This is a genomic window from Variibacter gotjawalensis, assembly GCF_002355335.1.
GTDB lineage: Bacteria > Pseudomonadota > Alphaproteobacteria > Rhizobiales > Xanthobacteraceae > Variibacter > Variibacter gotjawalensis.
On the sequence record NZ_AP014946.1, the window covers coordinates 2,492,125 to 2,517,941 of the forward strand.

At 61.5% G+C, this 25,817-nt stretch carries 16 protein-coding genes, 1 pseudogene and 1 riboswitch; of the genes and pseudogenes, 12 read left to right on the top strand and 5 right to left on the bottom strand.

Annotation, left to right across the window (positions count from 1 at the left end; all coding sequences use genetic code 11):
• Positions 1–30 precede the first annotated feature (30 nt).
• Positions 31–2,082 (bottom strand): phosphomethylpyrimidine synthase ThiC, encoded by a 2,052-nt coding sequence (gene thiC, locus GJW30_RS12135; RefSeq protein WP_096355659.1) that lies wholly within the window; start codon positions 2,080–2,082, stop codon positions 31–33.
• Positions 2,083–2,159: 77 nt separating this feature from the next.
• Positions 2,160–2,266: riboswitch (TPP riboswitch) on the bottom strand.
• 100 nt (positions 2,267–2,366) lie between these two features.
• On the opposite strand from thiC, the gene GJW30_RS12140 reads away from it, so the two are divergent.
• Complete coding sequence (locus tag GJW30_RS12140) at positions 2,367–2,558, top strand: hypothetical protein (protein WP_096355661.1); 192 nt, start codon at positions 2,367–2,369, stop codon at positions 2,556–2,558.
• 76 nt (positions 2,559–2,634) lie between these two features.
• Here the strand turns inward: GJW30_RS12140 and GJW30_RS12145 are convergent, their stop codons facing one another.
• The gene (locus GJW30_RS12145; RefSeq protein ID WP_096355663.1) at positions 2,635–7,143 is read right to left on the bottom strand and encodes an autotransporter serine protease; all 4,509 of its coding nucleotides are present in this window, start codon (positions 7,141–7,143) and stop codon (positions 2,635–2,637) included.
• A 198-nt stretch (positions 7,144–7,341) separates the two neighbouring features.
• Between GJW30_RS12145 and GJW30_RS12150 the strand changes: the two genes are divergently transcribed.
• From GJW30_RS12150 to GJW30_RS12160, 3 genes are all read left to right on the top strand, one after another.
• Positions 7,342–8,265 carry a Bug family tripartite tricarboxylate transporter substrate binding protein gene (locus GJW30_RS12150; RefSeq protein ID WP_208408002.1) on the top strand — a complete coding sequence of 308 codons (924 nt, stop codon included), beginning with the start codon at positions 7,342–7,344 and terminating at the stop codon, positions 8,263–8,265.
• A gap of 69 nt (positions 8,266–8,334) precedes the next feature.
• Positions 8,335–9,786, top strand: a complete 1,452-nt coding sequence (locus GJW30_RS12155) for a hypothetical protein (protein ID WP_096355667.1) — start codon at positions 8,335–8,337, stop codon at positions 9,784–9,786.
• 161 nt (positions 9,787–9,947) lie between these two features.
• On the top strand, positions 9,948–10,295 hold the full coding sequence (locus tag GJW30_RS12160; RefSeq protein ID WP_096355669.1) for a hypothetical protein: 348 nt from the start codon (positions 9,948–9,950) through the stop codon (positions 10,293–10,295).
• 57 nt (positions 10,296–10,352) lie between these two features.
• Here GJW30_RS12160 and tsaA read toward each other — a convergent pair whose 3' ends face one another.
• Complete coding sequence (tsaA, locus tag GJW30_RS12165) at positions 10,353–10,880, bottom strand: tRNA (N6-threonylcarbamoyladenosine(37)-N6)-methyltransferase TrmO (RefSeq protein ID WP_096355671.1); 528 nt, start codon at positions 10,878–10,880, stop codon at positions 10,353–10,355.
• A 219-nt stretch (positions 10,881–11,099) separates the two neighbouring features.
• Here tsaA and GJW30_RS12170 point away from each other — a divergent pair, with 219 nt between their 5' ends.
• The 4 genes and pseudogenes from GJW30_RS12170 to GJW30_RS12185 all read left to right on the top strand — a co-directional run bounded on the left by GJW30_RS12170 (position 11,100) and on the right by GJW30_RS12185 (position 17,589).
• Complete coding sequence (locus GJW30_RS12170) at positions 11,100–12,104, top strand: ArsR/SmtB family transcription factor (RefSeq protein ID WP_096355673.1); 1,005 nt, start codon at positions 11,100–11,102, stop codon at positions 12,102–12,104.
• Positions 12,104–13,015, top strand: coding sequence for a methylenetetrahydrofolate reductase [NAD(P)H] (gene metF, locus GJW30_RS12175; protein WP_096355675.1), 912 nt, complete (start codon positions 12,104–12,106; stop codon positions 13,013–13,015). The genes GJW30_RS12170 and metF overlap by 1 nt, the downstream gene beginning before the upstream one ends.
• A pseudogene (metH, locus tag GJW30_RS12180) lies at positions 13,015–16,772 on the top strand (methionine synthase). Before metF ends, metH begins: the two are co-directional and overlap by 1 nt.
• Positions 16,773–16,848: 76 nt before the next feature.
• Positions 16,849–17,589: a metallophosphoesterase family protein gene (locus GJW30_RS12185; protein WP_096355677.1), complete on the top strand. Its 741-nt coding sequence runs from the start codon at positions 16,849–16,851 to the stop codon at positions 17,587–17,589.
• Here GJW30_RS12185 and GJW30_RS12190 read toward each other — a convergent pair whose 3' ends face one another.
• Positions 17,590–18,183 (bottom strand): cysteine hydrolase family protein, encoded by a 594-nt coding sequence (locus tag GJW30_RS12190; protein WP_096355679.1) that lies wholly within the window; start codon positions 18,181–18,183, stop codon positions 17,590–17,592.
• A 499-nt stretch (positions 18,184–18,682) separates the two neighbouring features.
• On the opposite strand from GJW30_RS12190, the gene GJW30_RS12195 reads away from it, so the two are divergent.
• The 4 genes from GJW30_RS12195 to GJW30_RS12210 all read left to right on the top strand — a co-directional run bounded on the left by GJW30_RS12195 (position 18,683) and on the right by GJW30_RS12210 (position 22,181).
• Positions 18,683–19,747 carry an extensin-like domain-containing protein gene (locus GJW30_RS12195; RefSeq protein WP_245408497.1) on the top strand — a complete coding sequence of 355 codons (1,065 nt, stop codon included), beginning with the start codon at positions 18,683–18,685 and terminating at the stop codon, positions 19,745–19,747.
• An 89-nt stretch (positions 19,748–19,836) separates the two neighbouring features.
• A complete protein-coding gene (locus GJW30_RS12200) occupies positions 19,837–20,466 on the top strand; it encodes a TetR/AcrR family transcriptional regulator (protein ID WP_096355683.1) in 630 nt (209 codons plus the stop codon).
• Positions 20,467–20,559: 93 nt separating this feature from the next.
• Positions 20,560–20,988 (top strand): DUF2852 domain-containing protein, encoded by a 429-nt coding sequence (locus tag GJW30_RS12205; RefSeq protein ID WP_245408498.1) that lies wholly within the window; start codon positions 20,560–20,562, stop codon positions 20,986–20,988.
• 203 nt (positions 20,989–21,191) lie between these two features.
• The gene (locus GJW30_RS12210; protein ID WP_096355687.1) at positions 21,192–22,181 is read left to right on the top strand and encodes a GGDEF domain-containing response regulator; all 990 of its coding nucleotides are present in this window, start codon (positions 21,192–21,194) and stop codon (positions 22,179–22,181) included.
• Here GJW30_RS12210 and GJW30_RS12215 read toward each other — a convergent pair.
• Positions 22,126–25,788, bottom strand: a complete 3,663-nt coding sequence (locus tag GJW30_RS12215) for a hydantoinase B/oxoprolinase family protein (protein ID WP_096355688.1) — start codon at positions 25,786–25,788, stop codon at positions 22,126–22,128. The genes GJW30_RS12210 and GJW30_RS12215 overlap by 56 nt on opposite strands.
• Between the last annotated feature and the right edge of the window lie 29 nt (positions 25,789–25,817).

Consider the following 25,817-nt stretch of genomic DNA (forward strand, 5'->3'; position numbering starts at 1 on the left):
TAAAGTCCAGACGGGCTGGCAGTTCGAAGTTTACAACACCTTATTGCTCGCCTTCACCTTATCCGCGTCGAGATAAAGCTGCTCGCCGAGCGCTTTGAACTTCTCCGACATCTCTTTCATGCCGGCTTCGGCGACTTCTTTTGTCCCGGTGGTGCCTGCGGCACTCCTCGCCACTTGCGCCGTTGCGCCATCCGCCGGATAGAGCGCGGCCTTCTCGTTGTCGCCGAGGCTCGCCGCGTAGTCGCGCACATCCTGCGTGATCTTCATCGAGCAGAATTTCGGCCCGCACATCGAGCAGAAATGCGCGACCTTGTGCGCTTCCTTCGGCAGCGTTTCGTCGTGGAAGCACTTTGCCGTATCGGGATCGAGGCCGAGGTTGAACTGATCGTCCCAGCGGAAGTCGAAGCGCGCGCGTGACAGCGCGTCGTCGCGCAGCTGCGCGGCCGGATGCCCCTTGGCGAGGTCCGACGCATGCGCCGCGATCTTGTACGTGATGACGCCGTGCTTGACGTCGTCGCGGTTCGGCAGGCCGAGATGCTCCTTCGGCGTGACGTAGCAGAGCATCGCGCAGCCGAACCAGCCGATCATTGCGGCGCCGATGCCGCTGGTGATGTGGTCGTAGCCCGGTGCGATGTCGGTGGTGAGCGGCCCGAGCGTGTAGAACGGCGCTTCGCCGCACTCTTTCAGCTGCTTGTCCATGTTGATCTTGATCTTGTGCAGCGGGACATGGCCCGGGCCTTCGATCATCACCTGGCAACCCTTCGCCCACGCCTTCTTCGTCAGCTCGCCGAGCGTTTCGAGTTCGGCAAATTGCGCGCGGTCGTTGGCGTCGGCGATCGAGCCGGGGCGCAGGCCATCGCCGAGCGAGAACGACACGTCATAGCGGCGCATGAGATCGCAGATCTCGTCGAAGCGCTCGTAGAGGAAGCTCTCCTTGTGATGCGCGAGGCACCACTTCGCCATGATCGAGCCGCCGCGCGAGACGATGCCGGTGACGCGGCTTGCCGTCAGATGCACGTAAGCAAGGCGCACACCGGCGTGGATCGTGAAATAATCGACGCCTTGCTCGCATTGTTCGATCAGCGTGTCCTTGTAGACTTCCCAATCGAGCTTGACCGGGTCGCCGTTGACCTTCTCGAGCGCTTGATAGATCGGCACGGTGCCGATCGGCACCGGCGAGTTGCGCAGAATCCATTCGCGCGTGTTGTGGATGTTGCGGCCGGTCGAGAGGTCCATCACGGTGTCGGCGCCCCAGCGGATCGCCCACACCATCTTCTCGATCTCTTCCTCGACCGACGAGGTCACGGCCGAGTTGCCGATATTCGCGTTGATCTTGGTGAGGAAGTTGCGGCCGATGATCATCGGCTCGAGTTCCGAGTGGTTGATGTTGCTGGGAATAATGGCGCGGCCGCGCGCGATTTCGTCGCGGACGAATTCCGGCGTGACAAACGCGGGGAGCGAAGCGCCGAAGCTTTCGCCGTCCGCAAGCGCGGCTTCGGCGCGTTCGAGCTGCTGCTGGCGGCCGAGATTCTCGCGCGTCGCGACATACATCATCTCTTTCGTGATGACGCCGCGGCGGGCCCATTCGAGCTGCGTGATCGGGTGATGGCTTTGCGCACGCTCGAACTGCGTCGCATCGAAGCCGACAGAATCGGGCAGGGCGGCCTTCGGCGTCGCCGGCACGCTGGCGGCGGCAGCGCCCGTCTCGATGCCGCGCATCGGCTTCGGCGTGTTCGGGAAGGTGCGGGCGAGGTGCTTGCCGGCGGCGTTGCCGTTATCCTCTGCCTTGATGTCGCGGCCGTCGTATTCCTCGATGCCGCCGCGCTCCTTGATCCAGGCCGCGCGATGACGCTTCAGGCCGCGCTCGACGTCGATCGCGACATTGTCGTCCGTGTAGACACCGGAGGTGTCGTAGACCGGCAGCGGCGGCTCGCCCGAGGCTTCCGACAGGACGATCTCGCGGATCGGCACGCGCACGTCGGCGGCGCCTTCCGGCGTGATGTAGGTCTTGCGTGAGGCGGGGAGGGCGCCGGTCGTCACCTTCGGGGCGACGAATTCGGACGGCGAAACTGGCTTATTCATAGCGGATCTCCTTGCGGCGAAGCGCGCATTGTGCGCACCGCGCTGGTGAACGGGAGATCCGGGAGGCGGAGTTTGGGCTTGAAAGTTAAGTCCGTCCCTTCGCCGGCATGACCCGGATCAGGTTCAAAGGGTCACGGCGACTGCCGTATCTCAGCCCGTAACGCGGGCACCCCTCGGAACGTCTCTAACTTAGACCTGGGCGGGCCACTGTCAACCGCGCCGGGGTGCGGCGTGAACCTGGCGGCGGCGTGACGCGACGAAGGGGTAGAACCCTGGAGAACGCTATGAACACGGACATCTTTACGGTCGAACGCCGCAAATACGACCTCGTCAACTATATGGGCCTCGCCCTTCTGATCGCGGCCTTCGGCTTTGCGATGTACCTCGGTCAGGCGCGTCAATGCGCCGACACGACCGCGCCGTTGAAGGCGAAGCCGCCGATCACGCGAACCATCGCGCCGACCGTGATGGTCTAAGCGAGACGGCGAGGCCTTTCGGCGCTCGCCATCGTCGTTTGATCGCGCTCCGAGTAGGAGGAGCGCTTTCGTCGCGTCAGAACGCGACCGAGACTCCGCCGCGCACGGTCTGGTTCGTATTGCCGCTGCCGTATTGGCCGCCGTAAGTCACGTTGAGCCGCGTCGACGGCGTCACGTAGTAGGCAAGGCCCGCTTCCGCGACCAGCGCATTGCGTGCAATCGGCGCGCCTTGAACTTGGAACGGCACCGCCCCTTCGAACGAGAAGGTCGAAAGCGGCGTTATCTCACCAGACGCATTGCGCCAGCCGAGCATTGCATTCGCCGTCAGCGGCAGACCGCCAACGTTGATCTGCGCATCCCCGCGCAAGCCAAGGGTCGTAAATGCAACGCCAGTCGTTGAGCGCGGAGCGATCAGCGCTGCCGGGTTCGAGGCGTTCTCGTTGAATGCACCGGTGGTCAAGTTCACGTAGGCGGCATTCGCGAACGGCTCGAGCGCGACTGCACCGAGCTGCACCCGATATCCAAGTTCGGCGAACACTTGCGCACTGGCGGCGGAATAGTCGGCCGTCAGCGTCGTGCCGATGATGTTTTGACGCTTTGTCGAGAGTTCGTGCCACGTGTAGCTGGCGCCGCCGCGCAGCGCGAGCGGGCCGAACGCAGTGCTGCCATAGAGGCCGAGCGTCAGGTTGTCGCTCTCGCCCTTGTTCGAACTCGTGCCCGAGGTGCCGCCGTAAGTGCTGTGAGTATAACCGGCGAGAATACCGACACGGCCGCGCTCTCCGGCAACCGAGCGATCGAAACCGCCGAGGAAGCCGTAGGACGACTGCGTCAACGCCGACGCATTGCCATCGCCGTTGAGCCGCCCGGTCGAGCCGAGACCCTGCGCCCACAGCCCAAGCGGCGTCGGCGCTTTTAGCTCGCCGACCGCCTTGTCGAGCGCCGCAAAGGCCATCATCGCATCGGCCGGTGGCGCATAAGCCATCGGAGCTGCCGGAGCCTGGATGCTGTCAGGCGCTGAACGCAAGCGTCCGAACATCGCGTCGCGGATCGCGGTCGCGTCGTTGATGAGCGCGCTCTTGGTCGAGACATGGAAGTCACCCGAGAGAGCGTCGTAGATCGGGTTGAGATCTTCGTTCGCGCCCGCCAGTAAAATCCTGTTGTAAAGCGTCATCGAATACTGCAGCGGCCGCTTTGCTTGAATGGCTTTCTCGGCCGCTTCTTTGGCGGCGGCTTCTCTGGCGGCGGCCAAATCAGCTGCGGCTTTTGCGGCAGCGAGTTCAGCAGCGGCTTTTGCGGCTGCCTGTTCGGCAGCGGTCTTGGCGGCAGCCAGATCAGCAGCGACTTTGGCGGCCTGATCGAGGGCAGCCTTTGCGACCACGAGCTCAGCAGCAGCTTTTGCTGCCGCCTGTTCGGCGGCGGTCTTGGCGGCAGCCAGATCAGCAGCGACTTTGGCGGCCTGATCGAGGGCAGCCTTTGCGACCACGAGCTCAGCAGCAGCTTTTGCTGCCGCCTGTTCGGCGGCGGTCTTGGCCGCGGCCAATTCGATGGCGGCTTTTGCGGCAGCCTGTTCGGCCGCGGCTTTGACGACAGCCAGTTCGGCGACAGTCTTCGCGGCTGCGAGGTCGGTGGCGGCCTTGACAGCCAGGTCGGCGGCGGCCTTCGCGGCGGCGAGGTCGGCAGCAGCCTTTACGGCAGCCTGTTCGGCGACGGTCTTCGCGGCGGCCATGTCGGCAGCGGCCCTAGCGAGAGCCTGTTCGGCAGTTGTCTTCGCGGCGGCGAGTTCCGCAGCGACCGTTGCGGCAGCCTGTTCGGCGACCGCCTTTGTGGCGGCCAGATCAGCAGCCGCCTTGGTCGCCTGGTCGGCGGCGGCCTTTGCGGCGGCTAGTTCGGCAGCGGCCGTTGCGGCAGCCTGTTCGGCAGCAGCTCTTGCGGCGGCAAGTTCCGAGGCGGCCTTCGCGGCAGCCAGCTCTGCAGCGGCTTTTGCAGCAGCCAATTCGGCGGCAGCCTTTGCGGCAGCCAACTCGGCGGCGGCGAGGTCGGCGGCATCCTTGGTCATCGCCGCCGTCGCGGTCGGAATTCCGCTAGGCCCGACGAACCGTTCGATCTTGCTATCGCCAAACTTTTCGATCGCGTCGGCAACGGCCTTTTGATTGGCCGTGTCTGCCGCCGCGCTGAACGCGACCGCATTCCGGCTGAATGACAGCTGCACGTCGCTTGCCGTGTAGCCGAGGTCCGCGCGGACAAACTTGTAGGCAGGCAATGCGGCATCGAACGTGCCGCTCACGCCTCCGCCCGAGGTCAGGATCGTATACGTCTTGCCGACGAAAGCCGGACCTTCCAGTTCCTTTTCGGTCAACAACGTGACGCGCGTTTCGGGCGCGACATAGACGAGGCCGCCGTTAAGCTGCGTCTTGCCCATGACCTTGAGGAGATCGCTACGCCCATCCTCTGCGATCTGCACCAGAAACCCGCTGCCTTTCTCGAACGTCGCGTTGCCGGCGAGTGTCAGCGTCCCGATGCTCTTGGGATTGGCGATCGTCGCCATCGCGGTCGGGTCGAGATTGAATGTCGGCGTCAAACCACTATTGCCCGGCGAGACGATGCCGCCGGATTGCGCGACGAGCCCGCCGATTGTGCCGGTGCCGCCGATGGTTCCACTGCCTTGTGCTGTCTTCGTCGCCGTCACCACTGAAACCAACGAGCCGTTGACTTCGAGCAGACCGCCTTCAACGGTCGTGCTGCCCGTGAAGGTGCTTTTGCCCGTCAGGATCAGCGCGCCATCACCGGATTTGATCAGGCTGCCGACGTAAGCCGAGTCCGGTTTGGCCAGAAAGGTCAGCCGCTGTTCACTCGCCGAGATTGTTGATTGAAGTTGTACGACGACAGCTGCCACTGCTTTCGCCAATGATTCTTCTGTGAAACTTGCAGAAGACGGGAACTGCGCTGCGAGGGTATTCGCCGTGCTCGTAGTTGGTCTGATGATCACGTTCAAAATTCGGGTCGTGATCTGGCTTATAAGTGACGCTCCGAGAATTTGCACGGCGACTCGGTTACCGGAAATGGCGTTCATTGCATTTACGACTGCTGCTTTATCGCGAGCTTTGATAGCCGTAAGAAGCGTTTCGATGAGAGCAGGAGCAGCATCTGCTTGCGACCGCAGTCCCGAGCCTTCAATCAACGAACGAAGGTCTCTGACCTCGCCGCGAATTTGTTCAGCTTCGGTGACGTCGTCCGATTTCCGCTGGACCAACGCTGCTTGCGAGATCCCGTTAGACCATAAGTCGACCGTACCAGCCGGGATATTGGCATTGAACGTTCCGAGCAGTTGGCTCGGTCCGTTCATCGCCTTTTGCAAGTCAGGGATTCCCCACCCGAATTTGACGTTTGGCGTATCGACCGGTCCGTCACCAAGATGCTTCGTTGTGGTGAGCAGGATCGTCCGCACTTCCTCGTTGCCAAGATAAGGATAGCGCTCCATCAAGATGCCAAGCGCACCCGTGACTTGCGGAGCAGCGGTCGACGTGCCGCCTCCTGCAACATTCTTTATGCTACCGTCGGCCTGCGCGCTGAAAAGATAAGTCGCTGGCGTTGCAACACACCAGTACTTGGAAATTCCACATTCGTTGTATGTCTGTGTGAGGTCGGAATTCAGCCCTGTGGCGGCGATCCAATATTTTTCCAATTCCGGCCTGAAGTAGGGAAGCACAGCGCGCGGCGTGCCATTTTTGTAACCGGTGTTGCCGTTGGCCCAGACCATTAAGACGTCGTATTCTTGGGCTACTTTTGCAGCAGCGTCGAGCCAAGTCAGCTTGCGCTGTTCGATCGGCTTGTCGGCCTGAAATAGCGAGAAGTATCCGTTCCTGACGCCATCGAGGGTGTCGTAGTTCTCGCCGCTGACTGGCGAACCCCAGCTGGTATTGATGACGCGTACTCGATCGTTCCCTGCGCCGCGATCCTTCAGCGCGACACTGCTGTAAGCGGCATAGAAGTAGTTGTAGTCCATGTTCGATCCGTAGATCGAACCGTCGTTGCCGTTGCTGTTGGTGAGATAATATTTGCTGTTGAAGGCGACGCCCATGATATTGGTGCCATCGTTGGCTGCCATGATATGACCCGACACAAGCGTACCATGGTCGTCATTCACAGCTGGAATGTGGGTGCCGGGCACAGCATTGAAGGCGTCACCTTTTTTCCAACTTCTACCGGAACCATCAAGCTGCTGACCGTCGCTGTCGTAGGTGCCGGATATCGCGATCGCGCTGACACCCCGATTGACGAACTCCGGATGCGTAACAGCGATTCCGGAATCTACCGCACCGAGCTTGACGCCATTTGCACTGAACCCGAGTGTGTAAGCATACTGGGCATTCATGGCATTGAGCGACCAGTTCTTCTTGAACTCCGCTGCATTTGCCCACGCCGCGACCGCCGCAGAATAGTCGCTCGTTGTTGTTCCGTCGTAATTCATGAAGGTTTGCGCGCGTGATACCGCGCCGGTTAACAACAGTGTGCCTAGCGCGGCACTTCCTGCCAAAACAATCTTCCACAGCGCAATGCGGCGCACAGCGCCATAAATGGTCTTCATCCCCAACGCCCCTGCAATCAATTTTTGTAAAATGTATTCCGGCGTGGCAGATCAGCTGCCGGATTGGTCGTCACTGCAACTAACGAGCAGATGCGCGCGAGAAAAATTCGCGCGACGGTTTTATTCTCTGTGTTCCGCCAAGGGGAAACGCGACTTATGAAGTTGATTCTGCGAAATATATTAGCGTTGATGATTTTCGTGGCGTTTTCGCCACAAGCACACGCTCAAATCACTGAAGCACCAGTCAAGATCATCTTTCCGTTCTCGGCGGGCGGATCTGGTGATGCGATCTCGCGGCTTGTCGCGGAAGCGTTGAGAGTCGAACTCGGCCGTCCCGTCATCGTCGAGAGTCGTTCCGGTGCGGCCGGCCGCATTGGAGTCTCGGCCGTTAAGGCGGCCGCACCGGATGGGCTGACGCTGCTCTCGACACCCATCGCTCCGATGGCGGTCTATCAGCATTTCTATCCGTCGCTCGGCTACGATCCCTTCACGGACTTCGTGCCGGTCAGTCAGATCGGTACCTTCGACTTCTCGCTCGCTGTCGCCCCGAGCGTTCCCGCCAAGGATCTCAAAGAGCTCGTCGCTTGGGTGAAGGCCGATGAGAAGCGCGCGAGTTACGGCTCTCCCGGTGCCGGCACGCTGCCGCACTTCTTCGGGCTGTTGTTCGGGCGCGCCGCAGGCCTTCCGCTGCAGCACGTCAACTATCGTGGCTCGGCGGCTGCACTCACCGATCTCCTCGGCGATCAGCTTCCCATCTTCGTGACGACGACGAGCGATCTGCTCGAGGCGCACAAGGCCGGCCCCATCAAGGTTCTTGCGACGTCGGACAGGGCGCGCTCGGCCTTCTTGCCCGATGTGCCGAGCTTCAAGGAATCCGGATACGACATCGTCGGCACAGGCTGGTACGGCATCTTCGCGCCGGCCGGAACATCGGCCGCGACCGTTCAGCGCTACAGCGAGATTATCGTGAAGGCGCTGCAGAACCCGGAACTGCGCGCGAAACTCGTGACGCTCGGGCTCCAGCCGACAGGAACCAGCTCGTCGGAATTCGCCGCGATCCAAAAGGCGGACTCGGCGCTTTGGGAGCCGGTGATCAAGGCATCGGGCTTCAAGCCTGAGTAAGGTGCGAACGGGGTTGCAATCGGTGGCTTAACCGGAATTTATGGCTTGGCGGGTCTAATTCGGCCCGCCATGCCGTCGAAACAACTCCCGCCCGCCGCGATAGCCGTGTTCATCGGCCTGCTGGTCTATGGCTTGTTGCTCGTCGCAGGGCCGAAGCTGCTGAACGACCCGGATACGCAGTGGCAGATCGTTCTCGGCAATTGGATGCTGAGCGAGCGCGCCGTGCCGCGCACCGACGCCTTCTCATTCACCAAACGCGGTGAGCCTTGGATCTCGAGCCAGTGGCTCGCGCAGGTTCTGTTTGCGCTCGCGCATCGCTGGTTTGGTTGGCTCGGTGTGATAGCGCTGACCGGGCTTGCTTGCGCCGCCGCATTCGCGCTGCAGGCGCGCTTCCTGCTGCAGCGCCTCGCTCTGCTGCCCGCCGTTGCCGCGACGCTGATCGCGATTTTGATTGCTGCACCGCATATCACGGCGCGTCCGCACGTGCTTGCATTCCCGCTGATGGTCGCTTGGTTCGCCGGATTGTGGCGCGCGAACGAAGAGGGACGTGCGCCACCTTGGTGGCTGCTCATCGTCGTCGTGCTTTGGGCGAACGTTCACGGTGGCTTCACGCTCGCGTTTGTTTTGTTGGCGGGCATCGCGCTCGACGCGATCGTAAGCGCCGAGAGCACCGATCGATTGAAGGTCGCGCTCCGCTGGGCGCTCTTCGGTGTCGCGAGTGTGGCAGCCGCATGTGCCACGCCGTACGGATCGGAGTCGCTTCTCGTCACTTATCGCATTCTCGGAATGGGCGATGCGCTTCGGTTGATCTCCGAATGGCGTCCGTTTGACTTCGCCACGTTCTCGTTCTTCGAGGCCGTGTTGCTCGCCGTTGTCGCCGGCGGGCTGATGGCTGGCGTGAAGTTGCCACCTGTGCGCGTCCTGATTGTGCTCGGGCTTTTGCATCTCGCGTTGTCGGCCAATCGCAACACCGAGACGTTCGCGCTTCTCGCGCCGATGGCGATTGCATTGCCGCTCGGGCGAGAAATCGCGCGCTGGCGTCCGGAGCCTGACACCAAACTCTCCGAGACGATTGAGATTGCCGCCTTCGTCATGGTGATCGCGATCACGGCGCTGGCTTCGCTCGGCACTTATGCGCCGCCCGTGAATGCGTCACCGCAGCGCGCCATCGTCGCTTTGAAGCTCGCCAACGCGAAACGTGTCTTCAACGACTACGATTTCGGCGGTGCGATGATCGCGGCAGGGATCCCGACATTCATTGACGGGCGGACCGAACTATTCGGGCGCGATTTCATGCTGCAGCATCATCGTGCGACCGAACTGCAGGACCTATCCGGCTTTCTCAGCCTACTCGAACGCTACGAGATCGAGGCCACGCTGCTCAGGCCTTCGTCCCCTGCGGCGCAGTTCCTTGATCGCATGACGGAATGGAAGCGGATTTACGCCGACGACACTGCCGTCGTGCATGCGCGCAGCGCCAATGAGGCGCCGTCGCGCATGACAGAAATGATTCGACGCTGAAATTTTCGCTTAAGTTGTCGTTGAACTGTCACTAGCTGTGGCCAATTCGCCATGCCTTACAACTAGTTGGCTGTGTCACTCTTTACAGTCTGCTTCCGAAGGAGGAGGATAGGGGTCACAAGGCGCGAAATGCGCCGGGGTGGCGTATCGGGGTAAACACAGTGGACAACGTACTCAACATCAATCCGGGCGGACGTGATCCGCGCGCGGGCGGGCCTGACGCAGTCGAGCGTTCCGGCCAGGCTATTATCGCTCTGCTGCAGCAAGCAGCGGATGCTTCGCGTCGTAACGAGGACCGCGCGCATGCGCGCGCCGAGCAGCTCGCCGAAGAAGTACGTGATCTTGAAAATCGGATGCAGCAGCTCGAAGCGCACGCGCGTCACTATCAGGAGCGCGCGACGCAGGCCGAGAAGTGGCTGCTGCGCATCTACACGGAAATTCAGCAGCGCCTCATCGAGCCGATGGGCGAGCCGGAGCAGCAGGACACGCGTCGTCAGGCTGATCGCTGAGATCATAGCGTTTGAATGACGAAGCCGCGGACGATTGTCCGCGGCTTTTGCTTTGGATCATTCGCCTCTTTGCGTTCCGCTGGCGTGCCAATTGACGACGGCATTTGGCACGGAATCGACCGAAGAAAAATACGGCTTGATGTCGACGAGCGGTGTGCCGTCGATGCAATCGATGCCGCGGATGGAAAGCTTGCGTCCATCGATGCCGATGAGCGCCGCAACACTCGCCGCGATCGGGTTCGGTCGCACTGGCGAGCGGATCGAGAATGTGCCGCGCTGCGCTTCGTAATGCCGAGGCTTCTGCAATACGAGATCGCGCCGCGCCTCGTGCATCCAGTAAAGCAGCAGCAGATGCGTGCAACCCGCAACGTCTTTCAGTGCCGCTTCCCAGCGCTCTTCGAGCTCCACAGTGCAGATCGCGTCGGAGGCGCGTGCATTCTTCGGGCACTCGCTGCGCGTTTTCCACGGCGTGTGGATACGGCCGATGAAGTAGACGCCGGCATCGAAATCGGCGGGCAGATCGACGGCGACTTCGCCCTCGCGAAGGTCTTTTGCCGTGTCGCCAGGACGGTGGAGATCGTTCATCCCGTTCTTATGCCATCGCAGCAACAGAAGATCGACTTGCCGGTGCTGATCGAGCGATTTTGCGCGAGAATGTGCCGGAGCGTTGTGGCCGACAGAGCGAAGCCCGACGCATCAAATGCCTAGATCGCTGAAATTGCTGATATTTCTGTGATGGGCGCGCTCCACCGAGGCGAGTAATCAAGCTTGCAATCCAGCGATTGTCGATATAAAGATATCTTTATGTTTGATCAGGGTGCCCAGCCGCCGATCTCGTTCGAGACGCTCACCGCCGTCCTTCGCGGAGCGGCGGAGCCGACGCGCCTGCGTATTCTCGCGCTGCTCGCCGAGGTTGAGCTGACCGTCACCGACCTGACCGACATCCTGCGCCAGTCGCAACCGCGCATATCGCGCCACCTCAAGCTCCTCACCGAGGCCGGCCTGGTCGAACGCTTCCGCGAAGGGTCGTGGGCGTTTTTCCGCCTGCCGGAAGATGGCGCCGAGATCGTACGCGACATTGTCGGCCGTCTCGACCCGCGGGACGACGTCATCGCGCGCGACCACGAGCGCCTCGTCGCGGTGCGCGCAGCGCGTGCTGATGCGGCGCAGAATTACTTCCAAGCACATGCCGGGGAGTGGGACCGTCTGCGGCAACTTCACGTGCCGGACGACGCCGTCGAAGCCGCGATTGCCGATGCACTGAAAGATCGGCCGTTCCGCTCGCTGCTCGATCTAGGCACCGGCACTGGCCGCATCCTCGAAATGTTCGCACCGTCAATCGAGCGCGGAACCGGCCTCGACATGTCGCTCGCGATGTTATCTGTAGCTCGCGCGCGTCTCGACGCGGCAGGCCTGCGCCACTGCACGGTGCGACAAGGCGACATCTACGATTTGCCGATGCCGAAGGATTCCTTCGACGTCGTGATCATCCATCAGGTGCTGCATTATTTGGACGACGCAGCCGGTGCCCTCCGCGAGGCCGCGCGCGTATTGCGTCCTGGCGGCCGTATGCTGGTAGTCGATTTCGCGCCGCACGAACTCGAATTTCTGCGCGAACAACATGCGCACCGTCGTCTCGGTTTTTCTGCCGACACCGTAACGCAATGGATGAGCGCTGCCGGGCTTGACGTGACGCTGCAGCGCGACCTCGCGCCGGAAGCAAGCTCCGACGGAAAAATTGCCGTTTCGCTATGGTTGGGCCGCGATCTTCGCATCGCGCTCGCGACGCAAACCAAGGAAGTTGCGTGATGACACCGATTGCCAACGATCGCGCCAGCCGCATTGCGGATGCTGACCGCCTCAATGTCTCGTTCGAGTTCTTCCCGCCGAAGACCGACGAAATGGAACGCAATTTATGGGACGCCATCGGCCGCCTTGCGCCGCTCTCGCCATCCTTCGTGTCTGTGACATACGGCGCGGGCGGCTCGACGCGCGAACGCACCCACGCGACCGTCAAACGTGTCGTCAACGAAACCTCGCTGCTGCCCGCTGCGCATCTCACCTGCGTCGATGCGACAAAGAACGAAATCAACGACGTCATCGGCAGTTATCGTGACGCCGGCGTTCGCCACATCGTCGCGCTGCGCGGTGACCCGACCGCCGGCATCGGCACCAAATTCGCGCCGCATCCGTGTGGTTACGAAACATCTGCCGCACTGGTCGACGGCATCAAAAAGCTAGGTGACTTCGAGGTCTCGGTCTCTGCTTATCCGGAAAAGCATCCCGACTCCGCTTCGATCGATGCGGACATCGACGTGCTCAAAGCGAAAGTCGATGCAGGCGCTGATCGCGCGATCACGCAGTTCTTCTTCGATAACGAGCTCTACTTCCGTTACCTCGATCGCGTGCGCGCCCGTGGCATCGATATTCCGATCGTGCCTGGAATTTTGCCTGTGCAGAATTTCAAGCAAGCCAAGAACTTCACGTCGCGCGCCGGCGCGACCATTCCGGATTGGCTCGCGGCACGCTTCGATGGTCTCGACGACGATCCGGCGACACGAAAGCTGATCGCGGCAGCGGTTGCCTCCGAGCAGGTGCTCGATCTCGTCGATCGCGGCGTGACGGATTTCCATTTCTACACGATGAACCGCGCTGATCTCGTCTACGCGATCTGCCATCTGCTCGGCATGCGCCCGGCGGCAGCACAGAAGGCGGCATAATGGCTTCGACCGAACAGAGATTTCGCGACATTGCGGCCGAGCGTATTCTTGTGCTCGACGGCGCAATGGGCACCGAGATCCAGAATTTGAAGCTCGACGAGTCCGGCTATCGCGGCGAGCGCTTCAAGAGCTGGAATCGCGACGTGCGCGGCAACAACGATCTGCTGATCCTCACCCAGCCCGACGCTGTGCGTGCGATCCATCTCGACTACTTCCGCGTCGGCTCCGACATCGTCGAGACCAACACGTTTTCGTCGACGTCGATTGCGCAGGCCGACTACGGTATGGAAAGCCTCGTCTACGAACTCAATCACGATGGTGCGCGGCTCGCACGTGAGGCCGCCGACATCGCCGAGAAGGAAGATGGCCGCCCGCGCTTCGTCGCCGGCGCGATCGGGCCGACGAACCGCACCGCGTCGCTCTCACCCGACGTCAATCGCCCGGGCTTCCGTGCCGTGACGTTCGACGAATTGCGGGACGCCTACGCCGAAGAGGTGAAGGGGCTGCTCGACGGTGGTGCCGACCTCATTCTGATTGAGACGATCTTCGATACGTTGAACGCCAAGGCTGCCATCGTCGCCGCCGAAGATGAATTTACACGGCGCGGCGAACGCGCGCCGATCATGATCTCCGGCACGATCACCGACTTGTCCGGCCGCACACTCTCGGGCCAGACACCGGAAGCTTTTTGGTATTCAGTCCAGCATGCGCGGCCGCTGACTGTCGGGCTCAACTGCGCACTTGGCGCTAAAGAGATGCGCGCTCATATCGCCGAAATCTCGCGTGTCGCCGACACGCTTGTCTGCGCTTATCCGAATGCCGGTCTGCCGAATGAGTTCGGGCTTTACGATGAAAGCCCGGAACAGATGGCGGCTCTTGTCGGCGAATTCGCCAAGGCCGGCCTCGTCAATGTCGTCGGCGGCTGCTGCGGCTCCACGCCCGCGCACATCCGCGCGGTGGCCGAAGCCGTTAAGGGCAAGAAACCGCGTGTCATCCCGAAAATCCCCGAGCGCCTGCGTTTGTCCGGCCTCGAAGCCTTTGAGTTTGCGTAATGAGTGAGCTTGAGACTGTTGCGCCGACGATCGCGCAATTCATCAACGTCGGCGAGCGGACCAACGTCACCGGATCGGCAAAATTCCGTAAGCTGATCACGGCGGGCGACTACACGGCTGCGCTCGCGGTCGCGCGCGAGCAGGTCGAAAATGGCGCGCAGGTGCTTGACGTCAACATGGACGAAGGCCTGCTCGACTCCGAAAAGGCGATGGTTGAGTTCCTCAACTTGATTGCATCCGAGCCCGACATCGCGCGCGTGCCGCTGATGATCGACTCGTCGAAATGGTCGGTGATCGAAGCTGGGCTGAAGTGTGTCCAGGGCAAATCGATCGTCAATTCGATTTCGATGAAAGAGGGCGTCGACGCCTTCATCGCGCAGGCGAGGAAGGTGCACGCTTACGGCGCTGCCGTCGTCGTTATGGCGTTCGACGAAAAGGGTCAGGCTGACAGCTACGAGCGTAAGATCGAGATCTGCGAGAAGGCCTACAAGATCCTGACCGAGCAGGTTGGCTTCCCGCCGCAGGACATCATCTTCGATCCGAACATCTTCGCGGTTGCGACCGGCATCGAAGAGCATTCGGGCTACGGCGTCGCCTTCATCGAAGCGACGCGATGGATCCGCAAGAACTTGCCGCATGCGCATGTGTCGGGCGGCGTGTCGAATCTCTCGTTCTCATTCCGCGGTAACGAGCCGGTCCGCGCTGCGATGCACTCCGTGTTTCTTTATCACGCTATCCGCGCCGGCATGGACATGGGCATCGTCAACGCGGGCGCGCTGCCGGTCTATGACGATCTTGATCCTGAACTGCGCGAAATCTGCGAAGACGTCGTCCTCAATCGCCGCGACGACTCGACCGAGCGCTTGCTCGCGATCGCCGACAAATTCCGCGGGCAGGGCGGCGCGGCCAAGAAGGAGGCTGATCTCTCTTGGCGGGAGCTGCCGGTCAAGCAGCGCCTCAGCCATTCGCTGGTGCACGGCATCACGCAATACATCGAAGAAGATACCGAAGCCGCGCGCCTCGAGGTGGCGCGTCCGCTCCATGTGATCGAAGGGCCGCTGATGGACGGCATGAACGTCGTCGGCGATCTGTTCGGCTCCGGCAAGATGTTCCTCCCGCAGGTCGTCAAATCTGCACGCGTGATGAAGCAGGCGGTCGCCTACCTGATGCCTTTCATGGAAAAGGAAAAGGAAGAGTCCGGGCAAGTGCACCAGTCGGCTAACGGCAAGGTTTTGCTCGCGACCGTGAAGGGGGACGTCCACGACATCGGCAAGAACATCGTTGGTGTCGTGCTCCAGTGCAACAACTACGAAGTCATTGATCTCGGCGTTATGGTTTCGGCCGCGAAGATCCTCGAGACTGCAAAGACCGAAAAGGTCGACATCATTGGGCTTTCCGGCCTGATCACGCCGTCGCTCGACGAGATGTGCCACGTCGCCGCCGAGATGGAGCGCGAGGGCTTCAACGTTCCGCTGCTCATCGGTGGAGCAACGACGAGCCGCGTCCACACGGCGGTGAAGATCAATCCTAATTATTCTCGCGGTCAGACGATCTACGTTACCGACGCGAGCCGCGCGGTCGGTGTAGCGTCATCGCTGCTCTCGGCGGACCAGCGCGTTGCTTACATGGACGACGTGCGCAAGGAATACGTCAAGATCGCCGATGCGCACGCGCGCGCGCAGCAGGACAAGCTGCGCCTGTCGCTGAGCGCCGCGCGCGCGAACGCGCCGAAATATGATTGGTCCGGGTCATATGTTCCGCCGAAACCGAGCTTCATCGGCGAGAAGTTCTTCGCTGACTATCCGCTTGAAGAGCTCGTGCCCTACATCGATTGGACGCCGTTCTTCCAAACCTGGGAGCTTGCCGGCCGTTTTCCGGGTATTTTGAAAGACGATGTCGTTGGTGAGGCCGCGCGTAACCTTTACGACGACGCGACCGCGATGCTGAAGAAGATCGTCGAAGAGAAGTGGTTCCGCGCTGCCGCCGTGATCGGCTTCTGGCCCGCGAATGCGGTCGGCGACGACATCCAGCTTTACGATGGTGACGATCGCAGCGAAAAGTCGGCGCTGCTGCACACGCTCCGTCAGCAGCTCGCAAAGCGCGAGGGACGTCACAACACAGCACTGTCGGATTTTGTCGCACCGAAAGAGAGCGGACTTGCCGACTATGTCGGTGGTTTCGCCGTCACTGCGGGTATCGGCGAAGACGAGATCGCGGATCGTTTCAAGCGCGCCAATGACGATTACTCGTCGATCATGGTCAAGGCTCTGGCCGACCGTCTTGCGGAAGCACTCGCCGAGCGCTTGCACGAACGCGTGCGCAAAGAGTTCTGGGGCTTCGGTGCCGAAGAGGCATTGTCGGCCGAAGACTTGATCCTCGAGAAGTATCGCGGCATTCGCCCGGCACCCGGTTATCCGGCACAGCCCGATCACACCGAGAAAAAGACGTTGTTCGATCTGCTCGGCTCTGAAGAGAAGATCGGCATCAAGCTCACCGAAAGTTTTGCGATGTGGCCAGGCGCGTCAGTCTCCGGCTTCTACTTCTCGCATCCGGAGAGCCACTACTTCGGCGTCGGCAAGATAGAGCGCGATCAGGTCGAGGACTATGCAGCGCGTAAGGGCATGACGATCGAAGAGATCGAGCGCTGGCTCGCGCCGATCCTCAATTACGACCCGCGCCACATCACGCAAGGGAAAGCAGCCTAATACTTTTTATTGTCCGATAAGGCCTCTTGGAAATAGGGTTGGCTATTGCTGCTAGCCAATTTCAGGACGAGGTGGGATGCGTATTGCAGTTATCGCGGACGTTCATGGAAACCGTCTCGCGCTCGAAGCGGTCCTCGCTCATATCGAAAGCGCGAAGGTCGACCTGATCGCTAATCTTGGTGACCTCGTTTCAGGCCCTTTCGATCCGGCAGGCGCTGCCGATCTGCAGATGAGCATCGAGGCTCAAACGATCTCCGGAAATCACGAGCGGCAAGTCCTTGAAGGCAGCGCGATTCCATCCGACATCATCGCGCGAAGTACATTGTCCAACGTGCATGTCGACTGGATCGCGAGTTTGCCGAAGACACTTTCTCTTGCGAATGGCGAGGTCTTCGCGTGTCACGGAAGCCCGGCCGGTGGCGATCTTGAGTATCTGCTCGAAGATGTGAGGTCGGGAGCACCGGTGCTCGACACCGAAGCCAACATCCGCGCGCGTATCAAGGGGATTGGCGGTGCGCGCGTCGTCCTCTGCGCGCATACGCACATCCCCCGCGTCGTCACTGTCGACGGAATACTGATCGTCAATCCGGGCAGCGCGGGCTTTCCGGCGTATCGTGACGAAACACCTGTGCCGCATGCGATGGAAACGGGGTCGCCGCTTGCGCGCTACGCCTTCATCGAGAAGGTGGCTTCCGAGTGGACTGCGGAGCTGCGCGCCGTACCGTATGATTTTGAAGCGGCGGCCGTGCAAGCAGAGCGGCACGGACGCCCGGTCGGCGCACACATCGTCCGCACGGGACGCGTGCCGCCAATCTAGTTATTTCACTGCGTTCAAATCGGGCACCACCACCGCGAAGCGATCGTTAAGCGCGGTGAGGGACGCGCGCTTCAGATCGGCCGCTGTGATTGTCTCTCCGCTGACGGGATCCGGTAAATCGCGCGTCACTGTTGTTGAAGCGACAACCGTGGATTTGTAGCCGAGGTCGAGTGCAGCACGCGCCGTCGCTTCGACGCACATATGCGTCATGAAGCCGGCAAGCGTGAGTTCTTTACGCCCCGTCTTTTCGAGCGCCTCCTTCAAAGTCGTTCCGGCGAACGAGTTCGGCAGACCTTTTTCGATGACGACTTCGCCATCCTGCGGTGCCGCTTGCGGCGCAATCTCAAATCCTGGGCCGCCCGGATCGAACGCACCGCCGGCGCGCCCTTTGTGCTGAATGTGGAACACGGGCGCTCCCACTGCACGCGCGGCGGCGAGCAGCGCAGCGATCTCCGTCAAAGCGTCCTTCACGCCGGGCAGCGGCAGCTTGCCGTCGACATATTCGCGTTGTGCATCGATCACGATCACCGCCGTGTTCTCAAGTTTCGATGGCGTCGCGGCGCCCGCGAGTTCGAGCAGCGTCTTCGGTCGCATGTGGAAAATCTCCGGCGGGCGAGGGTGGCTTACGACTTGGGGGCTCACAACGTAAAACACCGGCACGCCCCCGTGCCGGTGTTCCGTATACGCAGTCCCATCTCCGAAATTGCAATTCGCCTAGTTTCAGCCTGAGTCGGAGAGTGGGCGAGAGCAACGCTAGCTTTTAGAATGCACCAAACAGCACGGCACCAACGAAAGTTAATGCCGCGAACGCTGCGAGCACATTCAGATTGAAGGTCTGTACCATTAAGCGACCTCACGGCTCGTTGCGACACGTAACAGTAGCAATCCATTTCGTGAGCGCAAGTTCCGAACGTTGTGCAGCGCGGTGACGATTTTTTCGGCGTGCGATAACTTGCGGCGATATGCGCGCCGTGTGAAGAGGGCGGCCGCGTTAACCCGTTAGTTACTATGAATCACGTCGCAAGATCGAAGCTGCGGATTCGAATAAATCCTTAAGCATACCGGCGGCACCGTGCCTTCCATGAAACGTGGAGTGGCCCAGTATCTCGTCGGCTCCGCTGTGCTGCTGGCTTTGGCCGGCTGCGCGGGCAGTTTTGTCGCCCAGCGCGACCCGTGGCGGCGGGATGCCGAAATCGCCTGTATGAAGTCGGGCTCGATCAAACAAAGTGCGACCGTTGTGCCCATCCGTCCGATCGAAGGACCCGGCGTCTGCGGCGCGACTATGCCTCTCAAGGTTGCGGCGATCGGCGAGGGCTCCTCGCTCGCCGCATATGCCGAGTCTTTGCGGCCTCCGGGCGGCATTTCTGGTCAATCTTCGGCGCGGCCGTTCCCGATTCCGGAGCCGCGCGAGCCTCAGTATGCGCGCCAATCGACAGAACAACGCCCGTTCGGCGAGCGGCCGATGCAAATCAGCCCACCGGGCTCCGAGCCCGAAGAGGAAGAGCCTGCGGACGAGCCTTATGATCCGCAGCAGTCGGGGCCGAACCGGCCTGAATCGCGGCCGCCGCCGCGTCTCGGTCCACAAAAGCCGTTGCTCGCCTTCGCGGCGACGTCGGCCGCCGTGCAACCGACCGCAACGCTTGCGTGCCCGCTGGTCTCGCAGCTCGACAAATGGATGGCGGGTTCGGTTCAGCCCGCCGCGCAGCGCTGGTTTGGTCAACCGGTCGCCGAGATCAAGCAGATTTCCGCCTATTCATGCCGGGGCATGAATGGTCAACGTGGCGCGCCGATCTCCGAGCATGCCTTTGGCAATGCTCTCGATATCGCGGGCTTCACCCTAGCGGATGGCCGAAAAGTCACCGTAAAGAATGGCTGGCACGGCACACCGGAAGAGCAGGGGTTCCTGCGCGACGTCCACGCGGCCGCCTGCGAGCAGTTCTCGACCGTGCTCGCGCCGGGCTCGAACCGCTTCCACTACGACCACATCCATGTCGATCTCGCCCGCCGCCGGTCGGGTCGCAGCTACTGCAATCCGCGCGCGATTCCAGGCGACCTGATCGCCCAGCAAGCGCACCAGCGCCGGCTCGGCTTTGCGCCGGAAGAACCGAAGCGCGGCCTTGAGCCGCTGTTGCCGCGCGCTATCCCGGGCGAGGACTAAGCGGAATCAAAGTCACAGCTTTTCGCCGCAACCGGCTCGGTGTGCACGGGAAACTGGACTTTTGCCCCAACGATGTTTATAGTCTTCACATGACAAAAAAGGATCCGCTGGCGCGGCAGGGCTATCATCACGGCAACCTCAAAGAGGCGCTGGTGATCGCGGCGCGCAAACTGATCGCTGAACGGGGACCCGCCGGCTTTACGCTCGTTGAGGCCGCGCGCCTTGCCGGCGTTTCACCCGCTGCCCCTTATCGCCACTTCAAGGATCGTGCAGCCCTCGTTGCCGAAGTGGCCCAGCAAGGTTTCCAAGAATTCGGCAAGCGGATGGGCGCGGCGGCGAAAGCTGCAGCGACCGACAAAGAAGGCTTCATGCGTATGGGCGACACTTATCTCGCCTTCGCGCGCGAAGAGCCCGGCTATTACGCAGCGATGTTCTCCGGCGGATATCCGCTCGATACGGCCGAGAAGGTAGGGCAGGCCACGTTCGACGGTCTCGCCAATGCGATCCGTGGTGTTGCCCATCATATGCGTGCTGAAGGGAAGGGCGAGATCGTCAACATTGACGGGCTTGCCTACTACGTCTGGGCGATGTCGCACGGCATCGCGACGCTTTCAGCGGCAGGCTTCCTGCCGGACCGCGAGCCCCGTCCGTCGCCGGACGTGCTGCTGCAGGACGGCGTTGAAGCTCTTGTTCGCGGTTCCCTGGCACCGCCGAAATAGCTCGCAAAATTTTCAAACGAGGAATGTGAATGGCCTTGACATTCATCCGAGGCAAATGTAAATGTACGTTACATTCACAAACGGAGAAGCGTCATGACGATATCTTCCTTGGACAACAACCAGTCTCGTTACCCCTTCGCGCATCCTTCAATGGAAGCCATTCCGCCGATCCTGCGCGGCTGGAACCCGCTGACGACGACAGCGATGATCCTCGGCTTCATCTTCTTCTGGCCGATCGGCCTTGCGATGATCGCCTGGAATTGGACGACGCAGTTCGGTTGGCGGACGTGGGGCGGACGGCGCTCGCGTCGCGAGCGCCGTGAGTTGGTTCAGCCGGAGACTGGCAATACGGCATTCGAGGCTTGGAAGGCCGACGAACTCGCGCGGCTCGAAGCCGAGCGTCAGAAGCTCGCCGCTGCCCAGGCCGAATTCGCCGGCTTCGTCGACCAGCTCAAGCGCGCCAAGGACCGCGAGGAGTTCGACCGGTTCATGACGAACCGCAACGGCTCGCAGCCGGCCTAACGAGCCGCTGACGATCAAGGCCCCCGCACTTCGCGGGGGCTTTTTGCTGCCCACTCCGAATTAGCGAAAAACTCACGAACCTTCGCAACACGCGATTCATCACCCCACGCGAAACGCTGCGGCTATTCTTTCTATTCAAGTCTTCCTGCATGTCTTTCAGGCAGAGTCATTCTCAGCTCGCTCCGTTGCGTGAAAGCTGAATAATGCACGTCGTCGTCGTCGACCCGAGCCGAACTGTTCTGATGATTGCTTCGCAGCTGATCGGCGGGCAGGGCCATATCGTGCACACCTTCACGGATCCCCACGTGGCACTCGATCACTTGCGGACGCATGACGAGGTGGACGCGCTGATCACGTGCAGCGAGTATGACGGTATGACGGGCCTACAGTTATGCGCCGAAGCGCGCACGGCCGTCGGCGCCGAACGTCCTCTCTACGTCATTCTGATGTCGTCGACCAAAGAGCGCGGCCGCCGCGCAGCGGCACTCGATGCTGGCGCCGACGATTTCATGCGCAAGCCTCCGGAGCCAGACGAATTTTACGCGCGCCTCCGCGCCGCCGAACGCGTCATCTCGCTTCAGCGCGAACTCATGCGCCTTGCCAATACGGATCCGCTCAGCGGACTCCTTAATCGTCGCGCGTTATTCCGCCGCGCCGGTGAAGCACGCGAACGCGCCGCTGCCGGGCGCTTCCTGACTGCCGTGATGTTCGACATCGATCACTTCAAACGCATCAACGACACCTACGGTCACGACGCGGGCGACCGCGCGATCCAAGTCGTCGCACATGAAATCAAACGCGCGTTTCCAATCGCCGGCCGTCTTGGTGGCGAGGAATTCGTCGGCTTCATGGAAGAGGCGACGCTGATGGAAACCGCTGCGCGCGGCGAGCAGCTTCGCCGCACGTTGCAGGATATGGACATCGGCGCCGGCAAAGCCACGATCAATCTGACGATCAGCGCAGGCGTCAGCTTGTTCCGCGCCGGCGAAACCGTCGACGCGTTTCTTCAGCGCGCTGATAACGCGCTCTACGCCGCGAAGTCGGCAGGCCGCAACCGCATCATCACGGAAACCAATGTCGTTGTCCCAGACGGCGTAGCGCGCCCGACGCGTCTGCGCCAAGGCAATCGCGCGCCGTCTAACGCGAACGTTTCTTCGGATCCCCAAACCCGCCGGCCGTTGGCGTCTGGATAATGATGCCTTCGCCGGCCGCGATCTCGGTTGCGTCGCAACCCCTCAGCTTCTCCATCGTCCCATCTTTGCGTCGCGCCCAGTTCTCGCCGACTTGACCGGGATTTGCGCCTTGCAGGCCAAACGGCGGCACGCGCCGATGACCGGTGAGCAGCGTGCATTCCATCGGCTCGAGGAAGCGGATCGTGCGGCGAATGCCGTCGCCCGCGTTCCATTCGCCGCGCCCGCCGGAGCCTTTGCGGATGTGGAAATCCTCCAGCAGCACCGGGTAACGGAACTCCAGTACCTCCGGATCTGTCAGCCGCGTATTGGTCATATGCGTGTGCACGGCGTCGGTGCCGTCGAAGCCCGGGCCTGCGGGCGAACCGGAGCAGATCGTCTCGTAATACTGATACTTCGCGTTGCCGAAGTTGAGATTATTCATCGTGCCTTGCGCGCAGGACAACGCCTGCAGAGCGCCGAATAGGCAGTTCGTCACCGCTTGCGAGACCTCGACGTTACCCGCGACGACAGCCGCGGGGAACTCCGGGGACAGCATCGAAGCCTTTGGCACCACGATATTGATCGGGCGAAGGCAGCCCGCATTCATCGGGATGTCGTCGTCGACCATCATGCGGAAGACATACAGCACGGCGGCACGCGTCACCGGCTCCGGCGCATTGAAGTTGTCGCCGCGTTGCTCGGACGTGCCGGTGAAATCGACGGTAGCTTCGCGTTTCTTCGTGTCGACCGTGATCTTCACTTTGATGAAGCAGCCCTGATCCATCTCGTACGAGAATTCGGAATCGTGCAGACGGTCGATGACGCGACGAACGCTCTCGGCTGCGTTGTCCTGCACATGGCCCATATAGGCTCTGACGACATCGAGGCCGAACAGCTTCACCATCTTGGCGAGTTCGCGCATACCCGTCTCGTTGGCGGCAATCTGCGCTTTCAGATCGTTAACATTCTGCAGCGGATTGCGCGCCGGATACTTCGCGCCTTCGAGTAGCTCGTAGGTTTCCTTCTCGCGGAAGCGTCCGCGATCCACGAGCTTGAAATTGTCGATGTAGACACCTTCCTCTTCGATGGTCGTCGCGTTCGGCGACATCGAACCGGGCGAAATGCCGCCGACGTCGGCGTGGTGCCCGCGCGACGCGACCCAGAACAGGATCTCCTTCCGTGCATCGTCGAACACCGGCGTGCAGACCGTAATGTCGGGCAGATGCGTGCCGCCATTGTACGGCGCGTTGATCGCGAAGACATCGCCCGGCGCGATACGCCCTTCGTTCTCACGAATGACAGTCTCAACTGAACGATCCATCGAGCCGAGATGCACCGGCATATGCGGCGCGTTCGCGACGAGCGTGCCGTCATGCGCGAAGACTGCGCAGGAGAAGTCGAGACGCTCTTTGATGTTCACCGAATAAGCGGTGTTCTGCAGCGCCACGCCCATCTGCTCGGCGATCGACATGAAGAGGTTGTTGAACACTTCGAGCATGACGGGATCGGCCGCAGTGCCGACGGCATGCTGCCGCGCCAGCGCGACCACGCGCTTGAGGACGAGATGATCCTTCGGCATGATCTCGGCCTGCCAGCCGTCTTCGATCACGACGGTCTGATGCGGCTCGATGATGATGGCGGGGCCGGGGACTTTGTGGCCGACGCCGAGTTGGTCGCGCTTGTAGACCTTCGCGTCGTGCGACTTGCCGAGGCTGAACATCTTAGTCACGCGCGCGGGCTCTGGCAGCGACGCCTTCGTCGCTTCGTGCGTCGTCTCGGTGAACTTCGCGCCGCCGCCGACGGCTTCGACCGAAACCGCCTCGATCACGAGTTCCTTCGCCTCGTCGATAAAACCGAAGCGCGACTTGTGCGCTATCTGAAACGCGTTCTTCATCGCGTCGAGCGCGGCCAAACCCTTTGTCGCGTCGCCCTTGAGCTCAAAGGCCGGAACTTCGAGTGCCGTGTCCGTGCCGGCGTAGCGAATGTGAGCGCGAACGAACGTCGTGATGTCGGCGCTCGGCACGCCTTGACCGATCACCTCGTCGTAGGCTTCGGCACCAAGCGATGCACCGAGCTTTTCCAACTCTGCCTTTGCTGCGTCACCATAAGTCGCTTCGATGGCTTGCTGGCGCGTCGCGCGGATGTCGGCGAGGCCCATGCCATAAGCCGAAAGCAGCGACGAGAAAGGATGGAGCAGAACGGTCGTCATGCCGAGCGCGTCCGCGACGAGGCACGCGTGCTGGCCGCCGGCGCCGCCGAAGCATTGCAGCGCATAGCGCGTGACGTCGTAGCCGCGCTGAACCGAGATCTTCTTGATGGCGTTCGCCATGTTCTCGACCGCGATGCGGATGAAGCCGTCGGCGACTTCCTCGGCGGACTTTCCGTCGCCGACTTCTTTCGCCAGCGCCTCGAACGCCGATCGTACGGCTTTGGCGTCGAGCGGCTCGTCTTGCTTCGGTCCAAAAATCTTCGGGAAGAAATCCGGGATCAGCTTGCCGAGCATGACATTCGCATCGGTGACGGCGAGCGGGCCGCCGCGGCGATAGCATTTGGGTCCCGGATTGGCACCGGCCGAGTCCGGCCCGACGCGGAAGCGCGAACCGTCGAAATGAAGAATCGAGCCGCCCCCAGCCGCGACTGTGTGGATCAGCATCATCGGCGCGCGCATGCGCACGCCCGCAACTTCGGTCTCGAAAGCGCGTTCGTATTCGCCGTCGTAGTGGGAGACGTCGGTAGACGTGCCACCCATGTCGAAGCCGATCAGCTGCTTGAAGCCGGCTTCGCGCCCGGTTTCCGCCATCGAGACGACGCCGCCGGCCGGGCCCGAGAGGATTGCGTCTTTGCCTTGGAACAGTTCGGCAGCCGTCAATCCGCCCGACGACATCATGAACAGCAAGCGCGCCTTTTCGTCATCGCTTTGGTGATCGCTGCCCAGCGCGTCGGTCACCTGCGCGACGTACCGGCGCAATATTGGAGAGAGATAGGCATCGACCACAGTGGTGTCGCCACGCCCGACGAGCTTGATGAGCGGCGAGACTTCGTGGCTGACCGAAACCTGCGGGAAGCCCATGTCGCGCGCGAGCTTCGCGGCCTTCGCTTCATGTTCGGGATAGCGATAGGCATGCATGAAGACGATCGCGACCGATTTGATTCCGTCGGCTTGCGCTTGCTTCAGCGCGGCTTCGACCGTCGCCATGTCGATCGCTTGCTCAACGGTGCCGTCCGCGCGAACACGCTCGTCGATTTCGGCGACGCGCTCATAAAGCATCTCGGGCTTGATGATCTGCTTGGCGAAAATCTTCGGCCGCGCCTGGTAGCCGATGCGCAGACCGTCCGCGAAGCCTTTGGTGATCAGAAGCAGCGTGCGGTCCCCCTTGCGCTCGAGCAGCGCATTGGTCGCGACGGTCGTGCCCATCTTCACAGCGCCGACACTGCCGGCCGGGATGGCCTCGCTGCCTTTCACGCCGATCAAATCGCGAATGCCCTGAACCGCGGCGTCCTTATAAGCTTCGGGATTCTCCGAGAGCAGCTTATGCGTCGTCAGCGTGCCGTCCGGCTTTCGCGCGACGATGTCCGTGAATGTGCCGCCACGGTCAATCCAAAAATCCCACTTCGCTGCGTGAGCCATTGCCAAATCCGATGAGAGTGAATGTGAGG

What these genes read in the sequence shown, in the direction of transcription:
- GJW30_RS12210 (WP_096355687.1), top strand. Translation starts at nt 21,192, where the DNA reads ATGCACGTCGTCGTCGTCGACCCGAGCCGAACTGTTCTGATGATTGCT.
- metF (WP_096355675.1), top strand. Translation starts at nt 12,104, where the DNA reads ATGACACCGATTGCCAACGATCGCGCCAGCCGCATTGCGGATGCTGAC.
- GJW30_RS12215 (WP_096355688.1), bottom strand. Translation starts at nt 25,788, where the DNA reads ATGGCTCACGCAGCGAAGTGGGATTTTTGGATTGACCGTGGCGGCACA.
- GJW30_RS12185 (WP_096355677.1), top strand. Translation starts at nt 16,849, where the DNA reads ATGCGTATTGCAGTTATCGCGGACGTTCATGGAAACCGTCTCGCGCTC.
- GJW30_RS12155 (WP_096355667.1), top strand. Translation starts at nt 8,335, where the DNA reads ATGCCGTCGAAACAACTCCCGCCCGCCGCGATAGCCGTGTTCATCGGC.
- GJW30_RS12200 (WP_096355683.1), top strand. Translation starts at nt 19,837, where the DNA reads ATGACAAAAAAGGATCCGCTGGCGCGGCAGGGCTATCATCACGGCAAC.
- GJW30_RS12140 (WP_096355661.1), top strand. Translation starts at nt 2,367, where the DNA reads ATGAACACGGACATCTTTACGGTCGAACGCCGCAAATACGACCTCGTC.
- GJW30_RS12190 (WP_096355679.1), bottom strand. Translation starts at nt 18,183, where the DNA reads ATGCGACCGAAGACGCTGCTCGAACTCGCGGGCGCCGCGACGCCATCG.
- GJW30_RS12170 (WP_096355673.1), top strand. Translation starts at nt 11,100, where the DNA reads ATGTTTGATCAGGGTGCCCAGCCGCCGATCTCGTTCGAGACGCTCACC.
- GJW30_RS12145 (WP_096355663.1), bottom strand. Translation starts at nt 7,143, where the DNA reads ATGAAGACCATTTATGGCGCTGTGCGCCGCATTGCGCTGTGGAAGATT.
- tsaA (WP_096355671.1), bottom strand. Translation starts at nt 10,880, where the DNA reads ATGAACGATCTCCACCGTCCTGGCGACACGGCAAAAGACCTTCGCGAG.
- thiC (WP_096355659.1), bottom strand. Translation starts at nt 2,082, where the DNA reads ATGAATAAGCCAGTTTCGCCGTCCGAATTCGTCGCCCCGAAGGTGACG.
- GJW30_RS12205 (WP_245408498.1), top strand. Translation starts at nt 20,560, where the DNA reads ATGACGATATCTTCCTTGGACAACAACCAGTCTCGTTACCCCTTCGCG.